Origin of the sequence: Streptococcus sp. FDAARGOS_520 (assembly GCF_003812685.1) — a bacterium.
Taxonomy (GTDB): domain Bacteria; phylum Bacillota; class Bacilli; order Lactobacillales; family Streptococcaceae; genus Streptococcus; species Streptococcus agalactiae.
In genome coordinates this window covers 501804-523670 of sequence record NZ_CP033810.1, presented here as the reverse complement: position 1 = coordinate 523670, position 21867 = coordinate 501804, and the positions used below count along the sequence as shown (strand labels likewise).

Annotated in this window: 24 protein-coding genes and 1 pseudogene; 21 read left to right on the top strand and 4 right to left on the bottom strand. The window is 34.7% G+C overall.

The window, feature by feature from the left end; all coding sequences use genetic code 11:
- Window positions 1-98 precede the first annotated feature (98 nt).
- The gene (lepB, locus tag EGX96_RS02775) at window positions 99-692 is read right to left on the bottom strand and encodes a signal peptidase I (RefSeq protein WP_000657514.1); all 594 of its coding nucleotides are present in this window, start codon (window positions 690-692) and stop codon (window positions 99-101) included.
- 15 nt (window positions 693-707) lie between these two features.
- Window positions 708-1601: a ribonuclease HIII gene (gene rnhC / locus EGX96_RS02770; protein WP_001092527.1), complete on the bottom strand. Its 894-nt coding sequence runs from the start codon at window positions 1599-1601 to the stop codon at window positions 708-710.
- 110 nt (window positions 1602-1711) lie between these two features.
- Between rnhC and zapA the strand changes: the two genes are divergently transcribed.
- From zapA to trxA, 5 genes are all read left to right on the top strand, one after another.
- Window positions 1712-2023 (top strand): cell division protein ZapA, encoded by a 312-nt coding sequence (gene zapA / locus EGX96_RS02765; protein WP_000448289.1) that lies wholly within the window; start codon window positions 1712-1714, stop codon window positions 2021-2023.
- A 2-nt stretch (window positions 2024-2025) separates the two neighbouring features.
- Window positions 2026-2568 (top strand): CvpA family protein, encoded by a 543-nt coding sequence (locus EGX96_RS02760; RefSeq protein ID WP_000949954.1) that lies wholly within the window; start codon window positions 2026-2028, stop codon window positions 2566-2568.
- Between the two features lie 84 nt (window positions 2569-2652).
- A complete protein-coding gene (locus EGX96_RS02755; protein ID WP_001060323.1) occupies window positions 2653-4992 on the top strand; it encodes an endonuclease MutS2 in 2340 nt (779 codons plus the stop codon).
- A 3-nt stretch (window positions 4993-4995) separates the two neighbouring features.
- A complete protein-coding gene (locus EGX96_RS02750; RefSeq protein WP_000446812.1) occupies window positions 4996-5496 on the top strand; it encodes a phosphatase PAP2 family protein in 501 nt (166 codons plus the stop codon).
- Between the two features lie 62 nt (window positions 5497-5558).
- Window positions 5559-5891 carry a thioredoxin gene (gene trxA, locus EGX96_RS02745; RefSeq protein WP_001932060.1) on the top strand — a complete coding sequence of 111 codons (333 nt, stop codon included), beginning with the start codon at window positions 5559-5561 and terminating at the stop codon, window positions 5889-5891.
- Window positions 5892-5936: 45 nt separating this feature from the next.
- Here the strand turns inward: trxA and EGX96_RS02740 are convergent, their stop codons facing one another.
- Both EGX96_RS02740 and mutY read right to left on the bottom strand, forming a co-directional pair.
- Window positions 5937-6530 (bottom strand): helix-turn-helix domain-containing protein, encoded by a 594-nt coding sequence (locus tag EGX96_RS02740; RefSeq protein ID WP_000402394.1) that lies wholly within the window; start codon window positions 6528-6530, stop codon window positions 5937-5939.
- Between the two features lie 176 nt (window positions 6531-6706).
- Window positions 6707-7861, bottom strand: a complete 1155-nt coding sequence (mutY, locus tag EGX96_RS02735; protein WP_000566235.1) for an A/G-specific adenine glycosylase — start codon at window positions 7859-7861, stop codon at window positions 6707-6709.
- Between the two features lie 1063 nt (window positions 7862-8924).
- Between mutY and rpsF the strand changes: the two genes are divergently transcribed.
- The 16 genes and pseudogenes from rpsF (at window position 8925) to EGX96_RS11265 (ending at window position 21337) form a co-directional block, all read left to right on the top strand.
- A complete protein-coding gene (gene rpsF / locus EGX96_RS02730) occupies window positions 8925-9212 on the top strand; it encodes a 30S ribosomal protein S6 (RefSeq protein ID WP_001151773.1) in 288 nt (95 codons plus the stop codon).
- 11 nt (window positions 9213-9223) lie between these two features.
- On the top strand, window positions 9224-9715 hold the full coding sequence (locus EGX96_RS02725) for a single-stranded DNA-binding protein (protein WP_000609585.1): 492 nt from the start codon (window positions 9224-9226) through the stop codon (window positions 9713-9715).
- Between the two features lie 44 nt (window positions 9716-9759).
- Window positions 9760-9999: a 30S ribosomal protein S18 gene (rpsR, locus tag EGX96_RS02720; RefSeq protein WP_000068665.1), complete on the top strand. Its 240-nt coding sequence runs from the start codon at window positions 9760-9762 to the stop codon at window positions 9997-9999.
- A 169-nt stretch (window positions 10000-10168) separates the two neighbouring features.
- On the top strand, window positions 10169-11113 hold the full coding sequence (locus EGX96_RS02715; RefSeq protein ID WP_000812121.1) for a magnesium transporter CorA family protein: 945 nt from the start codon (window positions 10169-10171) through the stop codon (window positions 11111-11113).
- A 24-nt stretch (window positions 11114-11137) separates the two neighbouring features.
- Entirely contained in the window at window positions 11138-11809 is a 672-nt protein-coding gene (locus EGX96_RS02710) for a DUF1129 domain-containing protein (RefSeq protein ID WP_000174846.1), read from the top strand.
- 131 nt (window positions 11810-11940) lie between these two features.
- Entirely contained in the window at window positions 11941-14769 is a 2829-nt protein-coding gene (gene uvrA / locus EGX96_RS02705; protein WP_001152939.1) for an excinuclease ABC subunit UvrA, read from the top strand.
- A gap of 335 nt (window positions 14770-15104) precedes the next feature.
- Window positions 15105-16604 (top strand): MDR family MFS transporter, encoded by a 1500-nt coding sequence (locus EGX96_RS02695; protein ID WP_000208365.1) that lies wholly within the window; start codon window positions 15105-15107, stop codon window positions 16602-16604.
- Window position 16605: 1 nt separating this feature from the next.
- Complete coding sequence (locus EGX96_RS02690; RefSeq protein WP_000584718.1) at window positions 16606-17322, top strand: DUF4811 domain-containing protein; 717 nt, start codon at window positions 16606-16608, stop codon at window positions 17320-17322.
- 99 nt (window positions 17323-17421) lie between these two features.
- Window positions 17422-18489 (top strand): annotated as a pseudogene (locus EGX96_RS02685) (M24 family metallopeptidase).
- Between the two features lie 11 nt (window positions 18490-18500).
- Window positions 18501-18953: a deoxycytidylate deaminase gene (locus EGX96_RS02680; RefSeq protein WP_001081097.1), complete on the top strand. Its 453-nt coding sequence runs from the start codon at window positions 18501-18503 to the stop codon at window positions 18951-18953.
- A 301-nt stretch (window positions 18954-19254) separates the two neighbouring features.
- Window positions 19255-19419: a hypothetical protein gene (locus EGX96_RS02675; RefSeq protein WP_000927756.1), complete on the top strand. Its 165-nt coding sequence runs from the start codon at window positions 19255-19257 to the stop codon at window positions 19417-19419.
- Window positions 19420-19554: 135 nt separating this feature from the next.
- A complete protein-coding gene (locus EGX96_RS02665) occupies window positions 19555-19995 on the top strand; it encodes a hypothetical protein (RefSeq protein WP_000927730.1) in 441 nt (146 codons plus the stop codon).
- Between the two features lie 12 nt (window positions 19996-20007).
- Complete coding sequence (locus EGX96_RS02660) at window positions 20008-20178, top strand: hypothetical protein (RefSeq protein ID WP_001033639.1); 171 nt, start codon at window positions 20008-20010, stop codon at window positions 20176-20178.
- Between the two features lie 12 nt (window positions 20179-20190).
- Complete coding sequence (locus tag EGX96_RS02655) at window positions 20191-20421, top strand: hypothetical protein (RefSeq protein WP_000511719.1); 231 nt, start codon at window positions 20191-20193, stop codon at window positions 20419-20421.
- Window positions 20422-20838: 417 nt separating this feature from the next.
- Window positions 20839-21138 (top strand): DUF4176 domain-containing protein, encoded by a 300-nt coding sequence (locus tag EGX96_RS02645; RefSeq protein ID WP_000926393.1) that lies wholly within the window; start codon window positions 20839-20841, stop codon window positions 21136-21138.
- 76 nt (window positions 21139-21214) lie between these two features.
- Window positions 21215-21337 (top strand): hypothetical protein, encoded by a 123-nt coding sequence (locus tag EGX96_RS11265; protein WP_016480118.1) that lies wholly within the window; start codon window positions 21215-21217, stop codon window positions 21335-21337.
- The last annotated feature ends 530 nt before the right edge of the window (window positions 21338-21867 follow it).

Genomic DNA, 21867 nt, shown 5'->3' with positions numbered 1-21867 from the left:
GGAGTGATTGTAAATCCCTATTTTAAATGGATTTGTCACTCCCTATTTTCAATATAATATGCTATTTCAACTTTTGTCAGGTGAATTTTTAATTTCCTTTAGTTGATAGTTCCAAAACGACGAATTGGCCAGAAGCGGAATTTAACCTCTCCCACAATCGTTGATTTTTTGAAGGGACCGACGGCACGACTATCTTTAGAGACAATTCGGTCATCACCAACAAGATAGTAGTGGCCTTTAGGCACGACAGTAGTAAATTCGCTGCTGCCATTGCTGTCAGTGGTGAAAGCGGTAGAGCTTTGTGCTAGGTCTTGGAAAAGTGGGTTATACGAATATTTTTCCTGTAATTTATCCTTTTTAAATAATTTAGTATATTCCTTGAGGTAAGGTTCTTCTGTTTTTTTATTGTTAATAGTTAAGGTGTCATTTTTATATTTGATGACATCACCTGGCATACCAATGACACGTTTAACAATTTTTTTCTTTTGGCCGCCTTCTTCTTCGTTAGCCACTACAATATCGAATCGATTGATTTTTGTTTGTTTGAGAACTACTAGCTGTTCCTTGTCAGCTAAAGTTGGATCCATGGAGTGTCCGTCAACTTTAACGAATTGCCATAAAAAGATACGCGATAGTAAAAAAAGTGAGAGGATGAGGATAAAGACACCCCATTCTTTAATAAATTCTTTCATAATTTTCCCTGCTATTTATTTTAATAATGCTTGTGCTTTTTTGGTGTTGGCAAAATGAAGTTTTGCGCAGTGTTCAAGCGAAGAGATACCATAAGCTTTGAGTAATTGGCTAGCGACCTTATCAGATTGGTGACCAGCTCCACTTGGAAGTTTATATCCTACGTCGTCGCTTAATTTGTTAAGGTTTTCTAAGAATAGATTACGTGCAATAATAGAACTGACCGCTACAGCTAGATATTTATTTTCAGCTTTTTCTTCCAGAGTAATCGTTTGTTTAAATTGATTCTTTTCATTTTTCAAATAATTTTGATAGTTTTTGGAGCTAGTAAAAGCATCAATAACGATTTTTTCTGGTTCAAAACCATCTTGAAGAAGAAGGAAGATAGCTTGATTGTGTAAAGCAACTTTTACGGAGACAGCATTATGTTTGTTATTTGGACTAACCACTTGATTATATTTTTGAGGCGATAACAATAATGCTTTGTGTGGAATTGCTTTTTCCAAAAGAGGCGCGATTTGCTTAATTTTTTGATCAGTAAGTGTTTTTGAATCACCAACACCTAATTTTTTGAGGTAAGCATGGTCCTTAGGAGTTACAAAACTAGCTACCACTGCCAGTCCACCAAAGTAAGAGCCATTTCCCACTTCATCAGTACCAATTATGGGAATATCTTGACTCTCAGAGGAACAACTTTCTTTTTGCTCAATAAAACCATACTTTTGGGCGATATGTGAAGCGTTAGAACCCTGGAAGACAAGTTTTCCAGAAGTATATAAAAGAACAGTAGCTCCTGATATTTTAGCTGAAAATACCACATAAGGATTGTTATTACTTATATGATGTTGAGCTAAATCGGTTCTTATCTTTTCTTGCAATTTTTTATCTGCTTGCATGACGATTGTGTTCATAGACAATATTCTATCATAAAAAAGAGGAATAAGGGAATAGACAAGTAATGATAAGGGGTAGAATTTTACGAAAGCCCTATTTTACGGTATAATGCTAGCAGAGGTATAGTATGGAAACAAAAATAAATAATAGTCAGAAAAATCGTTATAAATTTGTCTTTGGAGATAAGCCTCTCACATTGACGACAGATAAAGACAACCTTTTTATGGAAGAGATTGAGCGTGTAGCTACAGAAAAGTATGAAGCTATTAAAGAAAAATTACCTAATGCTGATAATGAAACGATTGCTATTCTCATGGCAATTAATGCTTTATCAGTGCAACTAAGTCGAGAAATTGACATTGAAAAAATGGAAGATGAGCTCAATAAGTTACGCTCCAAAACGATTTCGGACATTAAAGAAAAAGTGAGTGAGGATTAATCATGCTATCATTGCTTTTGCTGATTATTGTTATTTGGCATTTTTATATTGGCTACAGTAGAGGTATTTTTTTACAAGTCTTTTACGTGTTAATGTCAATGGTATCTTTGATGATTGCTAGTCAATTTTACCAAGAATTAGCTAGTCAGATTACGTTATGGGTACCGTATTCTAATCCTGTACAAGGAGTAGAAGTTTACTTTTTTAAAGATATTAGCAAATTTCAATTGAGTCATGTTTATTATGCAGGTGTTGCCTTTGTTTTTATCTACAGTTTATCTTACTTAGTAGGTCGCTTGTTAGGTGTTTTACTACATTTAGCACCAGTTGAACATTTTGATAGCTTGCAAAATAATATTATTAGTGGTTTTTTAGCCGTCCTGGTTTGTCTCTTATTTATGAGTATGTGTTTGACTATTCTGGCAACAGTCCCTATGTCATTTGTTCAAGAAAAGTTATGGAATAGTCTGTTTGTTAGATTTTTAATTAACGACTTACCATTCTTCTCACAGTTTTTGGTAAGGACTTGGGCGGTAGGTCTTTGAATATAATGTTTAGTAAGGTTGGAGTAAGAGTTCCAACCTTTTTAACGTTGTCATTTTGTGATAAATTTAGGTATAATGAAGAGTATGAATAACAAGATTTTAGAACAGTTAGAATTTAACAAAGTTAAGGAATTGATATTACCTTATCTCAAGACAGAACAATCACAAGAAGAATTATCAGAGCTGGAGCCGATGACGGAGGCTCCTAAAATAGAAAAAAGTTTTAATGAAATTTCTGACATGGAACAGATTTTTGTTGAACATCACTCATTTGGCATAGTCAGCCTAAGTTCAATCTCTGAGAGTTTAAAACGCTTAGAGCTTTCAGCTGATCTTAATATTCAAGAACTTTTGGCTATCAAAAAAGTTTTACAGAGTTCTTCGGATATGATTCACTTTTATTCTGATTTGGATAATGTTTCTTTCCAATCTTTGGATCGTTTGTTTGAAAATTTGGAACAATTCCCTAATCTGCAAGGGTCTTTTCAAGCTATCAATGATGGTGGTTTTTTAGAACATTTTGCGAGTCCAGAATTAGAGCGTATCCGTCGTCAATTAACAAACAGTGAACGACGGGTTCGTCAGATTTTACAGGATATGCTTAAGGAAAAAGCAGAGCTTTTATCAGAGAATCTAATCGCTAGTCGTAGTGGACGAAGTGTCCTACCAGTAAAAAATACTTATCGGAATCGTATTTCTGGTGTGGTTCATGACATCTCTTCTTCAGGAAGTACTGTTTATATTGAGCCTCGTGCTGTAGTTACACTAAACGAAGAGATAACGCAGCTTAGAGCTGACGAACGTCATGAAGAAAGTCGTATTTTACACGCATTTTCAGACTTGTTAAGACCCCATGTCGCCACTATTAGAAATAATGCATGGATTCTTGGGCATCTTGATTTTGTAAGGGCTAAATATCTTTTTATGTCTGATAATAAGGCGACGATACCTGAGATTTCTAATGACAGCACGTTAGCATTAATCAATGTTCGTCATCCTCTGTTAAGTAACCCTGTGGCTAATGACTTACATTTTGATCAAGATTTAACTGCAATTGTCATCACTGGTCCCAATACTGGTGGTAAGACGATTATGCTAAAAACACTCGGTTTAGCACAATTAATGGGCCAGTCTGGTTTGCCAGTATTAGCGGATAAAGGTAGTAAAATTGCAGTATTTAACAATATCTTTGCAGATATTGGCGATGAGCAATCTATTGAACAAAGTCTATCAACTTTTTCTAGTCATATGACGCACATAGTCAGTATTTTAAACGAGGCTGACCACAATAGTTTAGTCCTCTTTGATGAACTGGGAGCAGGAACGGATCCTCAAGAAGGTGCTAGTTTGGCTATGGCTATTTTAGAACACCTTAGGTTAAGTAATATCAAAACGATGGCGACCACGCACTATCCAGAATTAAAAGCTTATGGGATTGAGACAAATTTTGTAGAGAATGCGAGCATGGAATTTGATGCCGAAACGCTTAGCCCTACGTATCGCTTTATGCAAGGAGTTCCTGGACGATCAAATGCATTTGAAATTGCTTCTCGCCTTGGTTTAGCTCCATTTATTGTTAAACAAGCTAAGCAGATGACAGATTCTGACTCAGATGTTAACCGTATTATTGAACAGTTAGAGGCACAGACACTTGAGACACGTAGAAGACTGGATCATATTAAAGAAGTTGAACAAGAAAACCTCAAATTCAATCGTGCGGTTAAGAAACTCTATAATGAATTTTCACATGAGCGCGATAAAGAGTTAGAAAAAATCTATCAAGAAGCTCAAGAAATTGTAGATATGGCTTTGAATGAGAGTGATACTATCTTAAAAAAACTCAATGATAAGAGCCAATTAAAACCTCACGAAATTATAGATGCTAAGGCACAAATAAAAAAATTAGCACCTCAAGTTGATTTATCAAAAAATAAAGTCTTAAATAAGGCTAAAAAAATTAAAGCAGCTCGTGCTCCTAGAATTGGTGATGATATTATAGTGACTAGCTATGGACAGCGAGGTACCTTAACTAGTCAATTAAAAGATGGACGTTGGGAAGCACAAGTGGGAATTATCAAAATGACATTAACACAAGATGAATTTACCCTTGTTAGAGTCCAAGAAGAACAGAAAGTCAAAAGTAAACAGATTAATGTGGTTAAAAAGGCTGATAGTTCTGGACCAAGAGCTCGACTTGATCTTAGAGGTAAAAGATACGAAGAAGCTATGCAAGAGTTAGATAATTTTATTGATCAAGCATTGCTTAACAATATGGGACAAGTTGATATCATTCATGGTATTGGTACAGGCGTTATCCGTGAGGGAGTGACAAAATATCTTCGTCGTAATAAGCACGTTAAGCATTTTGCTTATGCCCCACAAAATGCAGGGGGATCTGGCGCCACAATTGTAACGTTAGGGTAAATTATGGAATCATATGAACAATTTTATGCCAAACTATCTCAACCTTTTAGAAAATCCCCACAGTTAATAATTCTTTTAAATTTTTTACTAAAAATAGTCACAGGAATGATGTACATACTCTATCCATCTTTTCTGATATTTACTCTTTGGCAAGGGATGACATTTCAATTATGGTTAAGGCTATTAATTATCCCTGCTGTTGGCTTTATAGCTTTGTCTTACATTAGGAAACGCCTTGATTTTCCACGACCATATGAAAAATGGAATATTAAACCTTTAATTTATAAGGATACTGAGGGAAGGTCAATGCCTAGCAGACATGTTTTTTCAGCTACGATGATTAGTATGTGTTTGTTACGATATTATGTTTACTTTGGAATAGTTTGTTTAATATTATCGGTTCTATTGGCAATTTGCCGTGTGATAGCAGGTATTCACTATCCTAAGGATGTTATTGTAGGTTACCTTATTGGCTTGATTTTAGGGCTTTGTTTATTTATTTAGCGAGTTCGTAGCAAATAGTTTCAAAAACAACTAGATTCTTGTACAATAGGCTTATCATTAAGATGAAATGGAGAAAAAAGATGGCATTAGAAGTAACAGATGCTACATTTGTAGAAGAAACTAAAGAAGGTTTAGTACTCATTGATTTTTGGGCAACTTGGTGTGGTCCATGTCGTATGCAAGCACCAATCTTAGAACAGTTATCTCAAGAAATCGATGAAGATGAACTCAAAATTTTGAAAATGGATGTTGATGAGAATCCGGAAACTGCCCGTCAGTTTGGTATTATGTCAATTCCAACATTGATGTTTAAAAAAGACGGAGAAGTGGTTAAACAAGTTGCAGGTGTTCATACTAAAGACCAACTGAAAGCTATTATTGCTGAATTGAGTTAAATAAAATAAAGCCCAGTGTCACGCTGAGCTTTATTTTATTATCTACTAACTTAAATGGAACAACCATGTGAAAATAAAACGACTTGCAAAAAAGGTGGCAACAGTAATGAGGAAAAATACAGTGACAATAAGGGGTTTCTGATAAGGAAGTTTTGCTCTTTCTTCCCGTTTTTCGATTTCGTCTAATAATTTTCCACTTGAAACAGCTAGGATTTCCTTATAAGTTTGCACATCATATTTTTTCTTAAAACGTTCCACACGATTAGCATAAGTCATAGTAATTATCGATAATAAAACAAAAATGCCAAGTCCTAGCCACTCTAAGAAATAGACTAATGGATAACTTGAAATCATTAATAGTATCATCAATGTCACCATTACTTTGGTATCTCGTTCAAAATTCTTTTTATCAACCTGAGTGATGGTATATTTCATTTTCTCAATGTCTCCTTTAATTAGTTGGTCTAAGCTCACTTGAAAAATTTGACTTAGGAGTAAGAGGCTATGGATGTCTGGGTAAGTTTTGTCATTTTCCCAGTTAGATATGCTCTGACGGCTTACATAGACTTTCTCGGCTAATTCTTCTTGCGAGAGCGCTTGTTGTTTACGGTAGCGAATAATTTGCTGACCAATTTCCATAAATATCTCCTTTCATAATATTAGTATAAGGATGATAAGCTAACGGGTCTATCAAATGTATTTGACATTAGGGATAGACCACTATTTATAGGGTATTAAAAGATAATCTGAGGAAAACTTTACAGCGGCGTAAAGGAATTGTAAACAAAAAGTGAACCGTCATAGTTCACTTGTGATTAAGCATTTTTCTGTTTTAAGTAGGTCTCTAGCATTTTCTTTTGTGGTGTTGCAAAGGGATACAGAGAAAAGTCCTCAATTGCTACCCACTTTAGGTGAGGAGCATTAGGTAAATCTGTTGCTTTGACCACCCCCTCTATGAGTTCTATTGTCCACTTCTGGTGACTAAAAGTGTGCTTAATATTTGGAAAGTGATTATCAGTCCATTGGGGCTTTAATTGATATTCTCTTTGGAAAGTTTCATTTTGGGTTTGCCAGATTATGGGGTTGGATTGATTGTCATCAAATAAATCTAATTGTTGAGAAAGAGGTGACGTTTCGATAATAGGAAATGACCAAAAACCCCCTAGAAGTCTCCCTTTAGTATTTTTCTCCAGTAGATATTGACCATTTTGGTTACGAATGACAAAAGCCTGAATTCGCATTGGTTTAGGCTTTTTCTTAGGATTTTTTATGGGATATTTACTATAAGTACCATTCAAATAAGCAGCATTAAAGAAACGAATAGGGCTTTCATCAGGTCTAGGTGTCTTAGCGGATTCGATGTCTGTACCCAGATCCATAAGTGCTTGGTTAAAATCACCGGGTCTGTCAGGGTCAATTAGTATTTCCATAATAGCTTGAAAAATTTTACGATTTTTAGGGTCACCGATGTCATAATTAACTTCAAACAAACGAGCCATGACACGCATCACATTGCCATCAACAGCAGGCTCTGGTAAGTTGAATGAGATGCTGGCGATAGCACCTGCAGTATAAGGACCAATCCCTTTTAATGAAGCAATATCATCATAAGTGTGAGGAAATATGCCACCAAAATCAACCATCACTTGCTGTGCAGCCTTTTGCATATTACGCACCCGAGAATAATAGCCTAGTCCCTCCCATGCCTTTAGTAATTGTTCTTCAGGAGCGTCTGCCAAATCTTTTATTTGAGGAAACCACTCTAGAAAACGTTTATAATAAGGGATTACTGTATTAACTTGTGTTTGTTGCAACATGATTTCAGAAACCCAAATATAGTATGGATTAGTAGTTCTTCGCCAAGGGAGATCACGTTTTTCTTGGTCATACCACCCTAAAAGTGTGCGACGAAAAGAAGCGATTCTATCTTCAGGCCACATCTCAATTCCATAGTCTTTTAAATCTATCATAGATTAATTGTATCAAAGAAAGAGGATTTGACAAAGAGGTATGTTGACTAGATCGTACTTAATGATGAAGAAAAATGTTGCATCAATATTTTTTTCTTGACTTAAGGAAGCGTTTACACTATAATTAATTTATAAAGATAAAGTTTAAATCAAGGAGGTTATCCATGATCTATTACAATATCTCTAGGTATAAGAATGGAGACTAGTCTCCAAAAGAAAGATTGGTAGGCAAGCTAACTTTAGTTAATGGAGGTAGCGCTTATGTTAATTTTTAATATGGGTCGCTATAAGAATGGCGATACACTAAAATTGTTATCAATGCATTGATGTTGCAAACAGTCACAAGGATTTGAAGTTTTCTTCATTTCCTAGAAATAGTTGGAGGGGCACTTATGTTAGGTTTAGATGTAGGTCGCTACAGTAACGGTGACACATAAGTCCTTATATAATTTAAGGAAGACAGACAATGTGGTAATAGTTCATTACCATTAGCGCATGCTTGCTTGAGGTAATCATGAACAAATATAAACTAGGGTATACCCCTAGATGTGTTAGTAATTTTTGTTAGTCAAGGAGGTATTGCTAATCAAATATCTCAATATGAAAGATGTAAAATGGTAACACATATGAATAAAAGTTCGTGTATGTTTTGGTGTTACCAAAGGTAATAAAACATAATGAGGGACTCCCTAAATAGTATTTTAATATTTAAAAATATAAAATCGGAGACACTGAATTTTTCTCCAACGAAAACTTAAACCAATAAAGAATTCTTTAAATAATATGTTGAAGGTGAGGTGTAAACCTCGCCTTTTTATTTTTTAATTGAATTATAGAATGGGGATTGAACATAAGTCAGTAAAAGAAAATGGCTACATAGGTTTGATATAAGGCATATTTCAATAAAGAAAAATAAAAAATGTCTTTAAATGATATCAGGGAAATAAAAACATAAAAACCTTGCATTATTAACTTATTTCTACTATAATAATATCTTGTGAGCATAACCTCACTTACTCATGAAAAATTCATGAGTCATTAGACCAAAAGGAGGAACATATCAATGGCTAAATACGAAATTCTTTATATTATTCGTCCAAACATTGAAGAAGAAGCTAAAAACGCTTTGGTAGCACGTTTTGATTCTATCTTATCTGACAACGGTGCAACTGTTGTTGAATCAAAAGATTGGGAAAAACGTCGTCTTGCATACGAAATCCAAGATTTCACTGAAGGACTTTACCATATCGTTAACGTTGAAGCTGAAGATGCAGTAGCTCTTAATGAGTTTGATCGTCTTTCAAAAATCAACGGTGACATTCTTCGTCACATGATCGTTAAAGTAGACTAAGAAGGTAGTTTATGATTAATAATGTAGTACTTGTAGGTCGCATGACCCGTGATGCAGAACTTCGTTATACACCAAGTAATCAAGCGGTAGCCACTTTTTCACTTGCAGTTAATCGTAATTTTAAAAATCAATCTGGCGAACGTGAGGCTGATTTTATTAACTGTGTTATTTGGCGCCAACAAGCTGAAAACTTGGCTAACTGGGCAAAAAAAGGTGCTTTGGTTGGAATTACAGGTCGTATCCAAACGCGTAATTATGAAAACCAACAAGGTCAACGTGTCTATGTAACAGAAGTTGTTGCGGAAAGTTTCCAATTATTGGAAAGTCGTGCTACACGAGAAGGTGGTTCACCTAACTCTTATAATAACGGTGGCTATAACAATGCTCCGTCAAATAATAGTTATTCAGCTTCTTCTCAACAAACACCTAATTTTAGTCGTGATGAGAGTCCGTTTGGTAACTCAAATCCAATGGATATTTCAGATGATGATCTACCATTCTAATATAATAGATGGACAGAATTTAAAACTATAAAGGAGAAATAAACATGGCTCAACAACGTCGTGGCGGATTCAAACGCCGTAAAAAAGTTGATTATATCGCAGCTAACAAGATTGAATATGTTGATTACAAAGATACAGAGCTTCTTAGCCGTTTCGTTTCAGAACGTGGAAAAATTTTACCACGTCGTGTAACAGGAACTTCAGCTAAAAACCAACGTAAAGTAACAACAGCAATCAAACGTGCTCGTGTTATGGCTCTTATGCCTTACGTAAATGAAGATTAATATAAAATAGCCCTAGCGGCTATTTTTTTATTCTTTTTACCATTATTATTGGTATTTACGAGTCAAATAATAGAAAAATTTAGGATACCACCGTATTAACCGTGCAAAACAAATGGTTTTCCTGTATAATATTAAGGTATGGATTTTTTATAACAAAGGAGGAATCGCCATGAAGCAAATGTTTCTTTCAACGGCAATTGAATTTAAAGAAATTGAAACATTCGAGCCAGGTGCTTGGATAAATCTGGTTAATCCCTCCCAGGAAGAATCCGAACAAGTAGCTGATCAATTTGGTATTGATATTGATGATTTACGTGCTCCCCTCGATGTGGAAGAAACTTCCCGTATCTCGGTTGAAGATGATTATACTTTAGTTATTGTTGACGTTCCTACCTATGAAGAACGCAATAACAAAAGTTATTATATGACTATTCCTATGGGCATTATCGTTACTGACAACGCTGTTATTACTACTTGCCTAGAACATTTGACGCTGTTTGATCACTTTTATAGACGACGTGTCAAAAATTTTTATACCTTTATGAAGACACGTTTTGTTTTCCAATTGCTTTATCGCAATGCCGAATTATACTTACAGGCTTTGCGTACTATCGATAGGCAGAGCGATAAAATTGAAGCACAACTAGAGAGTGCAACTCGAAATGAGCAATTGATCGATATGATGGAATTGGAAAAATCTATTGTCTATCTAAAGGCCTCTTTAAAATTTAATGAGCGAATCGTCAAAAAATTGACCAGTAGTACCAGTAGTTTAAAAAAATACATTGAAGATGAAGATCTGCTTGAAGATACATTGATCGAAACTCAGCAGGCTATTGAAATGGCAAATATCTATGAAAATGTCTTAAATGCCATGACAGAAACGACTGCTTCAATCATCGGTAATAATCAGAATACCATTATGAAAACCTTAGCCCTAGTAACTATGACATTGGATATTCCAACGGTTATTTTTTCGGCGTATGGGATGAACTTTCAAAATAATTGGATGCCTTTGAATGGTCTCGCACATGGCTTTATCTATGTTGTTCTTTTGGCCTTTTTGATGAGTTCATTTGTTGTATTTTATTTTATTCGTAAAAAATGGTTTTAATAGTATATTAATCAAGGAGTTCACATGACTTTACAAGACTTAACTAAAAAGAATCAAGAGTTTGTTCATATTGCAACTAATCAACTTTTAGCTGATGGAAAATCAGATGCAGAAATCAAAGCTATTTTAGAAGAACATCTCCCAGAGATTATAGATAATCAGAAAAAAGGAATTACCGCACGCTCACTCTTAGGAGCACCAACTACTTGGGCAGCCTCATTCACTGAGCGACCTGAGGATAAAGCTAGAGTATCTGTACAAAAAAATACCAATCCTTGGTTGATGTGGTTAGATACTTCCTTACTATTTCTTGGCTTAGTAACTGCTTTGAATGGTTTAATGTTGCTATTTGGTCAATCTAATGTCAATACAGGGCTTATTTCAATTTTAACTCTTGGTTTTGGTGGTGGTGCGGCCATGTACGTTACTTATTACTATATTTATCGCCATATGGGTAAACCAAAATCTGAAAGACCAGGCTGGCTTAAATCTTTCGCAGTACTGGCACTAGTTATGTTAGTTTGGTTTGCCTTATTTGCAGTAGTACCTCTTCTACCTGCAACTATTAATCCTAAACTTCCTGAGGTTGTTTTGTTTATTATTGCTTTAGCATCGTTTGGTTTGCGCTTTTATTTACAACGTAAATATAATATTCAAAGCTCAATGGCACCAGTGGCACCACAACAAAGAAGATAATAACAAAGAGTATGAACGTATTAGTTCATCTCTTTTTTCTATGAAATTTAAAACTAAAAAAATACTGACTTTATTAAAATTTGATATAATAAGTCAACACTATTCAAAAAGGAGTGCTGAGGCACAACATTATGCAAGATAAATTAATGATAAGAGGAGCAAGAGCTCACAATTTAAAAAATATAAGTGTCGACATTCCACGAGACAAGTTAGTTGTCGTTACGGGACTATCAGGATCAGGTAAGTCTAGTTTGGCCTTTGACACTATCTATGCAGAAGGACAACGTCGTTACGTTGAAAGTCTTTCTGCTTACGCGCGCCAATTTTTGGGAAATATGGAAAAGCCTGATGTAGATTCTATTGATGGCCTTAGTCCAGCTATTTCTATTGATCAGAAAACAACAAGTAAGAATCCTCGCTCTACTGTTGGGACTGTAACAGAAATTAACGATTATTTACGTTTGCTTTATGCTCGTGTTGGAACCCCATATTGTATCAATGGTCACGGAGCCATCACAGCATCTTCTGTAGAGCAAATTGTGGATAAGGTACTAGCGCTTCCAGAGCGAACAAAGATGCAAATTTTAGCCCCAATTATACGTCGAAAAAAAGGACAACACAAATCAACATTTGAGAAAATACAAAAAGATGGTTACGTTCGTGTTCGTATTGATGGTGATATTCACGATGTTACTGAGGTGCCTGAATTATCAAAAAGTAAGATGCACAATATTGATATTGTAGTAGATCGATTAATTAATAAAGAGGGCATTCGTTCCCGCTTATTTGATTCCGTTGAAGCGGCTCTACGTTTGTCGGATGGTTATGTCGTTATTGATACAATGGATGGCAATGAGTTATTGTTTTCAGAACATTATTCTTGTCCTGAATGTGGTTTTACTGTTCCTGAATTAGAGCCACGCCTTTTTTCTTTTAATGCTCCCTTTGGTTCTTGTCCGACCTGTGATGGCTTAGGAATTAAGTTAGAAGTAGATATAGATTTGGTTATTCCAGATAGAAGTAAGACCCTTAGAGAAGGGGCCTTAGTTCCTTGGAATCCAATTTCATCAAATTATTATCCAACGATGCTAGAGCAAGCTATGACTCAATTTGGTGTTGATATGGATACGCCATTTGAAAAATTAAGCAAGGCGGAGCAGGACCTAGCCCTATATGGTTCAGGCGAACGAGAGTTCCATTTCCATTATATTAACGATTTTGGAGGCGAGAGAAATATTGATTTGCCTTTTGAAGGGGTTGTCAATAATATTAATCGTCGTTACCATGAAACTAATAGCGATTACACACGCAATGTTATGCGAGAATATATGAACGAGCTAAAATGTAACACTTGTCATGGCTATCGTCTCAATGATCAAGCACTTTGCGTAAGAGTTGGGGGAGAAGAAGGTCTTAATATTGGGCAAGGCTCAGATTTATCGATAGCAGACCATTTAGAACTTTTAGAAACATTGCGTTTATCTTCAAATGAACAATTAATTGCTCGACCAATTATCAAAGAAATCCATGACCGTCTAAGTTTCTTAAATAATGTTGGACTTAATTATTTAAATCTGTCACGTTCTGCAGGAACACTTTCCGGGGGCGAGAGTCAACGTATTCGTTTGGCTACTCAAATTGGGTCTAATTTATCAGGTGTCCTTTATGTACTTGATGAGCCGTCCATTGGACTTCATCAGCGAGACAATGACCGTTTGATTGATAGTCTTAAGAAAATGCGTGATTTGGGTAATACGCTTATTGTTGTTGAACATGATGAAGATACAATGATGGCAGCTGATTGGTTAATCGATGTGGGACCTGGCGCTGGTGCGTTTGGTGGTGAGATTGTGGCCTCTGGTACACCGAAGCAAGTAGCTAAAAATACTAAATCTATTACAGGACAATATTTGTCAGGTAAGAAAGTGATTCCTGTGCCATCTGAACGAAGAGTAGGTAATGGTCGCTTTTTAGAAATCAAAGGTGCGGCAGAAAACAACCTACAAAATTTAGATGTCAAGTTCCCTCTCGGTAAATTTATTGCCGTAACTGGTGTCTCAGGTTCTGGAAAATCAACCTTAATTAATAGTATTTTGAAAAAAGCTGTTGCGCAGAAGCTTAACCGTAACTCAGATAAACCAGGTAAATATGTTTCTTTAGAAGGCATTGAATATGTTGATCGATTGATTGATATTGATCAAAGTCCAATTGGTCGGACTCCACGTTCTAATCCCGCAACCTATACAGGTGTTTTTGATGATATTCGTGATCTTTTTGCTCAAACTAATGAGGCAAAGATTCGAGGTTATAAAAAAGGACGCTTCTCATTTAACGTCAAAGGTGGACGTTGTGAGTCTTGTTCTGGCGATGGTATCATCAAAATTGAGATGCATTTTTTACCAGATGTCTACGTTCCTTGTGAAGTATGCCACGGCACGCGCTATAATAGTGAGACTCTGGAAGTACATTACAAAGAAAAAAATATTGCACAAATTCTTGATATGACAGTGAATGATGCAGTTACATTTTTTGCAGCTATTCCTAAAATTGCTCGTAAGTTACAGACTATTAAGGATGTTGGTTTGGGATATGTCACTTTGGGGCAACCAGCTACAACCTTATCAGGAGGAGAAGCTCAGCGAATGAAGCTGGCAAGTGAATTACATAAGCGTTCGACAGGTAAGAGTCTTTACATATTAGACGAACCAACAACGGGGCTTCATGCAGATGATATTGCTCGTTTACTTAAGGTTTTGGATCGTTTTGTAGATGATGGTAATACAGTGCTTGTTATTGAGCATAACCTTGATGTTATTAAAACTGCTGACCACATTATTGATCTTGGCCCTGAAGGAGGTATTGGTGGCGGACAAATTGTAGCTATCGGAACACCAGAAGAAGTTGCTGAAAATCCTAAATCCTATACAGGATATTATTTAAAAGAGAAGTTAGCAAGATAGTTTATTGGGAGCTGAGTAATATTACTCAGTTCCTTTTTGTAAGCTAACATTGCGTAGAAGTCATTAAATGGAGAACGCTTTATTAGGAAAAATAGTGGGGAGATATTTTAAAAAAAGGAAATAATGATGTTTTGAAAAAAATAGTTTCTATGAGAATCTTTTTCTTGACAATAAAATTTAGCTATTATAAAATAGTTCTCACGATAACTAAAATAATGATTTTTTCAGAAAATAATATTATTTCTTGATTAAAAAATCAAAAAATAACCTTATAAGACCTATTTGTTATTCTTAAAAGATATTAGTTAAAATCAGAAATAGAGATTGGAGATAAAATGACTACAAAAGCAAAACATGATATTCATGGCAAACCATATAATCGTACAGCCATGATCACCTTATTGTTGATTGCTACATTTGCAGGGGTATTAAATCAGACAAGTTTGGGAACGGCTATCCCAACTTTGATGAATAGCTTTAACATTTCGTTGTCAACGGCTCAACAAGCAACAACATGGTTTTTATTAGCGAATGGGATTATGATTCCTGTTTCAGCTTATTTAGCGACACGTTTTTCAACAAAATGGTTGTATGTGACATCCTACGTTGTTTTACTTATTGGACTGTTAATGACGACGTTAGCACCTACATCTAACTGGAACCTTTTTTTAGTAGGACGTATTATTCAAGCGATTTCTGTAGGGATTTCTATGCCTTTGATGCAGGTTGTTATGGTGAATGTTTTTCCTCCAGAGCAGCGTGGTGCCGCTATGGGACTTAATGGTTTGGTGGTTGGTCTTGCCCCAGCTATTGGGCCTACATTAGCAGGGTGGATTTTAAAACAAGAATTTCATTTTGCAGGGCATGATTTAACATGGCGTGCAATTTTCCTTCTTCCTTTACTAATTTTAACGGTCACTACAATTTTATCCCCCTTTGTTCTAAAAGATGTGGTTGATAATAAGTCAGTTAAATTGGAAGTGCCTTCCCTTATCCTTTCAATAATTGGCTTTGGTAGCTTTTTGTGGGGCTTCACAAATGTGGCAACTTATGGATGGGGAGATATTGGATATGTTATTTCTCCTATTATGGTTGGTATTATTTTTATCGCCTTATTCATTCATCGTCAATTAAAACTAGAAACACCGTTCTTAGATATCCGTGTTTTCAAAAATAAACAATTCTCAGTAACAACAGCAGCTATTGCACTTTCAATGATGGCGATGATGGGTGTTGAAATGATGCTACCGCTTTACTTGCAAAATGTTCATGGTCTCTCTGCACTTGATTCTGGTTTAGCTTTATTACCAGGTGCCTTGATGATGGGGATAGTTAGTCCAATTTCTGGAGCTGTATATGATAAAGTTGGTGCAAGACGTATGGCTATGATTGGTTTTACCATACTAGGTGTAGCGACGTTACCTTTTGTTTTCTTAACGACTACAACACCAGATCATTTTATTACCCTCTTATATGCAGTACGTATGTTTGGTATTGCTATGGTTATGATGCCATTGACAGCAAGTGCGATGAGCGCACTTCCACCACATGAGGCCGCACATGGAACAGCAGCTAATAATACTGCTCGTCAAATTGCTTCAGCAGTTGTAGTTGCATTGCTTTCAAGTGTTGCTCAAAATATTATCACCAACAATAAACCATCAAAAGATTTGCTAACAATGAATCCTTTAAAATATGCAAATCAGATGTTGAATGCTAGTCTTGATGGCTTCCATGTTTCTTTTGCCATTGGTTTTGTATTTGCGGTTCTTGGTTTACTGGTATCTCTTTTCCTGAGAAAAGGGAAAATTATTGAGACGGAAAAGGAGGTATAGCATGATTATTTTGATTATTGCACTGGCAACTATTTTGACATTTGTCACATGGATGTTGATTCGTCCAAAAGCTCTACGGTATATTCTAGGCCTTCTCTCATTAGCTTTGTTGTTTGCCTCAGTTTGGATGTTAACGGATCACTTTATTAATCATACAGGTATGACTATTGAAACTAAGACAAAGACACGTGAGATTTATAGTGCGGGTGATAGTAAGGCTCCATTTGGTCTCATGATTTATAAAGAGATTGGTACTCATTCGAGTAATAATGTTTTAGTTTATCGAACAGATTTAAATCAAAAAGAAGCAAAAGCTCACTTTGTTCCAAATACAAAAGAAGTGACAAGTGCTGTGAAAAAATCTGCTAGCTACCAATTAGCTGATGTGAAAAAAGCCACAGTAACAACAAAGACTAAACGTTATGTGTGGAAAGATAGTCTTTCGAAACTACTTTATGGCTTTGCAGGTGAAAATGGAGAATTGATTTCTCAGAAATCAGTTGCTAAAATACCACGAAAAACTTGGCTAGTTTTGACTAAAGAGCAGTCCGAACACTTAGAATCGGCTGCGGCTAAACTAAAAGAACAAATGACTTCGCAAGCAAAAGTAAACCCAGTGAAAGCTATGGAGATAAAGACATTAGCTAAGACAAATCCAGAAGCTTATGCTGAGATGCAAGTTAAAGCATTAAAAGAAGCTCTTAATATAAAAGAATAGTAAAGTAAAAGCAACTGAAATGAGTTGCTTTTCTTATAGCTAAATGTTTTAAAAGATGATAAAATTAACCTAATTAAGGTTAGAATAGCGAGGTTTCTTATGGGTTTTGAACAACGTCTAACTAGATGTCAAACAGCAATTTCACAATTATCATGTGACGCACTCTTAATAACAAATTTAACAAATATTTTTTATTTGACTGGTTTTTCAGGAACTAATGCAACGGTACTCATTAGTCCAAAACACCGGATTTTTGTTACAGATTCACGATATGCCTTGATAGCAAAGAATACTGTAAGAGAGTTTGATATTATCATTAGCAGAGAACCACTTGCGGCTATTTTGAAAATTATTCGCGATGACGCATTGATAGCGATTGGTTTTGAAACTGATATTTCTTATCATATGTACAAACATATGGTGGAAGTTTTTGAAGATTATCGCTTGATAGAAGCTCCATCTGTTGTTGAAAAGTTACGTATGATTAAAGATGTAACATAACTTGCGATCATCCGTCAAGCCTGTCGTATTTCGGACCAAGCTTTTTTAGATGTGTTGGATTTTATAAAGCCTGATCGAACAACTGAATTGCAAGTTGCTAATTTTTTAGACTTTCGCATGAGAGAATTAGGAGCAACTGGTCCTTCATTTGATTTTATTGTAGCATCTGGATATCGATCAGCGATGCCACATGGGGTTGCGAGTCAGAAGACTATTCAATCGGGAGAAACTCTGACTTTAGATTTTGGTTGTTACTATCAGCACTATGTTAGTGATATGACACGTACGATTCATATCGGTCATGTCACTGATCAGGAACGCGAGATTTACGATATCGTTTTGAAAAGTAATCAAGCTATTATTGGTAATGTAAAATCAGGAATGAAGCGTTGTGATTATGATTACTTGGCGCGACAAGTCATTGAAAATTCTGGATACGGTAATCATTTTACCCACGGTATAGGGCATGGTATGGGGCTTGATGTTCATGAAATTCCTTATTTTGGTAAGTCAGAGGGAGTGATTGCATCTGGGATGGTAGTGACTGACGAGCCAGGAATATATCTCGATAATAAATACGGTGTTCGTATTGAAGATGATTTATTAATAACGGAAACAGGTTGCGAAGTATTGACATCTGCACCTAAAGAATTAATTGTACTTTAAAGGAAAATAGAATGAATAGACTTTCTTGGGAAGATTATTTTATGGCAAATGCAGAGTTGATTTCTAAACGTTCTACCTGTGACCGTGCTTTTGTTGGAGCTGTTTTAGTCAAAAATAATCGCATCATTGCTACAGGTTATAACGGAGGAGTCTCTGAGACAGATAACTGTAACGAAGTGGGACATTATATGGAAGATGGTCACTGTATTAGGACTGTTCATGCTGAGATGAATGCCCTTATTCAGTGTGCTAAAGAAGGTATTTCTACTAATAATACAGAAATTTATGTGACGCATTTTCCTTGTATCAATTGCACCAAGGCGCTCTTGCAAGCCGGGGTTAAGAAAATTACTTATAAAGCTAATTATCGCCCACACCCATTTGCTATTGAACTTATGGAAGCAAAAGGAGTTGCTTATGTTCAACATGATGTTCCAGAGGTAACACTAGGGATGGAAGAGTAAAGAGGAAGATAGAGTATATGCCTATCTTCCTTGAAGGTTTTATCGTTTAAGCTAAGGGCCAGTTATGTTAAATATATTGAACGAGATAATTCTCAAAATTGGTCAATTGTTAGTCATGGGATTACTGAAAATGGCCTAAAAAAGGTGATCACCAGTTAATAGTCATTATTCCTAATGATTTTTCACAGAAAGTTTTAGATGTTGATAATAGAATAGCTGATCCATCTATTATCAACATCTAAAATTAGTACTGCTGGGAATCTCGAATTGCAAAAATAATTTACAAAAAAGAGAAAAGATATTGTTGCTGACCTCAATAGATGTAAATCCAGTTTATGCTAATATGGCATTTGATTGGGTGTATGATAACTATAAAGATGATATCATCAATTATGGACAAGAAACTATCAAAAATATTGGTAAATCCATTTCAGCTAATAATAGTTTAGGTACTTTATATAATTAAGGAGCAAGATTTGAAAACGGAAATAGAAACAAATAATCTTATTAATTTAGGATGGTTTCATGATAATGCTGTTTATTATGATATGAAAACGAAAAAATTATATAAATCTAATCTAAAAAAAATAGCACAGGTATAATGCTACTAACTCCTATTATTTCAACTATTATTGGAAAAATAATTCAAAGTATAAGTGAAAATCTAGAAATTTCAAATTTTTCAATTTTATTTTCTATTGTATATTTATCTTTATTGATACTAGTTTCAGGATTTACAGTAAAATTGATGAGAAGAAAAAATGATTATGAAGAGCTAGAAATTTTCCCTGGACAGTTAAAAAAATTTATTAAAGATGCTAAAGTACATAATATATTAATAATTTCAATCTCTTTCATATTAAGTTTTAGTATCCTACTTTTATTTAAATTATTTCTACAAGTTTTAGATTTCAATTTATTCATTATTTTGGGAATACTTTTTGTGTCTGTACTAATATTAATATTGGAATATAGACCTTATAAAAGAAAAAAGGTATTGATCGAATTAGAAAAAAATAGTAATAGTGGAACCAATATATAAAAGGAGTTGTGATTGAATAAGATATTAGCAATTGGTACTGAAATTGCACCTGTGATAGGAGCAGTTGCTTCGATTGGTGTAAAAGCATTGTATAATAATTCTAAATCATTTAGAAATGTTATAAGTAGTACAGGAAATGTAATTAACAATATTGATAAACATTTTACAAAAATAAATAGTTAGGTACGTGAACTAATGGGAATAAAAAGTTATAGACGGGTTGAGCTTGTAGCAAAACTTAATTTTAGATATTATCTAGTTAGTATTAGTGGACGTTATTACATTATTGATTATGCCAATCCTAGTGATATAAAAGATTATTTTATAGGTATTTTTCCAGAAAGAGTAGAAAAATATCAAATTTATGATGTGACTGCGGATTATAAGAATTTTTTAGTAAACAAAAAAAGTCGCCTTTATCTTTAAAACCTTTTACAATTTTATTTTTATTTTATTTAGTTCATATCTCAATTTTTCCAAAAAATATAAATATTGCATACTTAACAAGATCGCATTTAATATTAGAACATTTTTATCTTTTTATTTTATTGAGCATATTTAGTCTTGTTTTAGCTAAATCAGAGAAATAAAGCATTAGATCTTTCCAAATATAAATCTAGTTTTTTGAAATATAATAATCAAAAACGGAAGAGCCCATTTATAGTAATATTATCAATCATAATTTCTTATATCGTTCTATGGGGAATGGCATTGTGGGACGAAAACTTTTCAAACTTATTTTTATTTGGATTTATTTTTTCAAACAGTTTATTTTTTATAAAGTTCATTGAGTTTCAACCATCGTTAAATGGGAAAAATTATTATATTGGGGAGAACTGAAGTATGTTATTACCAGTAGGGAGTGTTGTCTATCTTATTGATGGCAATCAAAAATTAGTTATTGTAAATAGAGGTGCAATTGTTGAGCAAGAAGGACAAGAAGTTTATTTTGATTACCTAGGTGGAATTTTTCCTGAGGGTTTAAATCTTGAACAAGTTTACTATTTTAATCAAGAAGATATTGATGAGGTTGTTTTTGAAGGTTACCATGATGAGGAGGAAGAAAGAGTTTCTCGTCTCATTGAAAAATGGAAAAATACAGAGGGAAAGAATCTTCCAAAGGGAAAGACTAGTGTAGAATAGAAATAATCTAAAAAGTAAATTCTACTCAAAAACAAATCAATATGCTACTAGTGTGAATATGCTATTGATAGATGTCATGATACACTTATCAGAAGAAAACGAAAAGGGCTTTACTAAATTACAATTCTTTACTCGACAAATTGTGGTTGGTGTAAACTGGTATGTACTTCCCAAAATTGATAACTATTTCAACCCCTAAAAGATAAGAAAAAATACTTTTGAAAATAGACTGTACTTTAGGAAAATCCCGTATAAAAGAATAGCTAATAAAGCCAGCGCAGGTATCTGTACGATTAGAAAACGACATAGTTGTAACTTTCTATAATGAGACATATTAAAATTCATCATTCCACCTCCTAAATTAGTAATTCAATGATCAGTGGACTAGGGCTCCTTCAATACCAATGACAGCTCTTATTCCAATTGCATATGGCACTAAAACAGAGAGCTACCTGATGTAGTAAGCAAGATTGGTATCACCAAGCTCAGTACCAATGCTTAGCGCACGTCCACTAACACCACCCCGATTTCCTTTACCAGCTTCAATAGAGCAAATTAAGTTCGTATCTAAAACTTATATCGAGAATAACTACATTTTCATACGAATAGCTCCGTAGGTGATTTATTTTATCTGTTTCAATAAGACAACTATAGTTTACTACCTTTATCAAAATTTACTAAAAAGTCACTAAAAACACCTAAACAGTATTTCAATCTTAGTCAAGATAT

What these genes read in the sequence shown, in the direction of transcription:
- EGX96_RS02680 (WP_001081097.1), top strand. Translation starts at nt 18,501, where the DNA reads ATGAATAGACTTTCTTGGGAAGATTATTTTATGGCAAATGCAGAGTTG.
- uvrA (WP_001152939.1), top strand. Translation starts at nt 11,941, where the DNA reads ATGCAAGATAAATTAATGATAAGAGGAGCAAGAGCTCACAATTTAAAA.
- EGX96_RS02760 (WP_000949954.1), top strand. Translation starts at nt 2,026, where the DNA reads ATGCTATCATTGCTTTTGCTGATTATTGTTATTTGGCATTTTTATATT.
- EGX96_RS02645 (WP_000926393.1), top strand. Translation starts at nt 20,839, where the DNA reads ATGTTATTACCAGTAGGGAGTGTTGTCTATCTTATTGATGGCAATCAA.
- EGX96_RS02690 (WP_000584718.1), top strand. Translation starts at nt 16,606, where the DNA reads ATGATTATTTTGATTATTGCACTGGCAACTATTTTGACATTTGTCACA.
- EGX96_RS02715 (WP_000812121.1), top strand. Translation starts at nt 10,169, where the DNA reads ATGAAGCAAATGTTTCTTTCAACGGCAATTGAATTTAAAGAAATTGAA.
- EGX96_RS02710 (WP_000174846.1), top strand. Translation starts at nt 11,138, where the DNA reads ATGACTTTACAAGACTTAACTAAAAAGAATCAAGAGTTTGTTCATATT.
- lepB (WP_000657514.1), bottom strand. Translation starts at nt 692, where the DNA reads ATGAAAGAATTTATTAAAGAATGGGGTGTCTTTATCCTCATCCTCTCA.
- EGX96_RS02750 (WP_000446812.1), top strand. Translation starts at nt 4,996, where the DNA reads ATGGAATCATATGAACAATTTTATGCCAAACTATCTCAACCTTTTAGA.
- EGX96_RS02755 (WP_001060323.1), top strand. Translation starts at nt 2,653, where the DNA reads ATGAATAACAAGATTTTAGAACAGTTAGAATTTAACAAAGTTAAGGAA.
- EGX96_RS02725 (WP_000609585.1), top strand. Translation starts at nt 9,224, where the DNA reads ATGATTAATAATGTAGTACTTGTAGGTCGCATGACCCGTGATGCAGAA.
- EGX96_RS11265 (WP_016480118.1), top strand. Translation starts at nt 21,215, where the DNA reads ATGATACACTTATCAGAAGAAAACGAAAAGGGCTTTACTAAATTACAA.
- mutY (WP_000566235.1), bottom strand. Translation starts at nt 7,861, where the DNA reads ATGATAGATTTAAAAGACTATGGAATTGAGATGTGGCCTGAAGATAGA.
- EGX96_RS02655 (WP_000511719.1), top strand. Translation starts at nt 20,191, where the DNA reads ATGGGAATAAAAAGTTATAGACGGGTTGAGCTTGTAGCAAAACTTAAT.
- zapA (WP_000448289.1), top strand. Translation starts at nt 1,712, where the DNA reads ATGGAAACAAAAATAAATAATAGTCAGAAAAATCGTTATAAATTTGTC.
- rnhC (WP_001092527.1), bottom strand. Translation starts at nt 1,601, where the DNA reads ATGAACACAATCGTCATGCAAGCAGATAAAAAATTGCAAGAAAAGATA.
- EGX96_RS02665 (WP_000927730.1), top strand. Translation starts at nt 19,555, where the DNA reads ATGCTACTAACTCCTATTATTTCAACTATTATTGGAAAAATAATTCAA.
- EGX96_RS02740 (WP_000402394.1), bottom strand. Translation starts at nt 6,530, where the DNA reads ATGGAAATTGGTCAGCAAATTATTCGCTACCGTAAACAACAAGCGCTC.
- rpsR (WP_000068665.1), top strand. Translation starts at nt 9,760, where the DNA reads ATGGCTCAACAACGTCGTGGCGGATTCAAACGCCGTAAAAAAGTTGAT.
- trxA (WP_001932060.1), top strand. Translation starts at nt 5,559, where the DNA reads ATGAAATGGAGAAAAAAGATGGCATTAGAAGTAACAGATGCTACATTT.
- rpsF (WP_001151773.1), top strand. Translation starts at nt 8,925, where the DNA reads ATGGCTAAATACGAAATTCTTTATATTATTCGTCCAAACATTGAAGAA.
- EGX96_RS02695 (WP_000208365.1), top strand. Translation starts at nt 15,105, where the DNA reads ATGACTACAAAAGCAAAACATGATATTCATGGCAAACCATATAATCGT.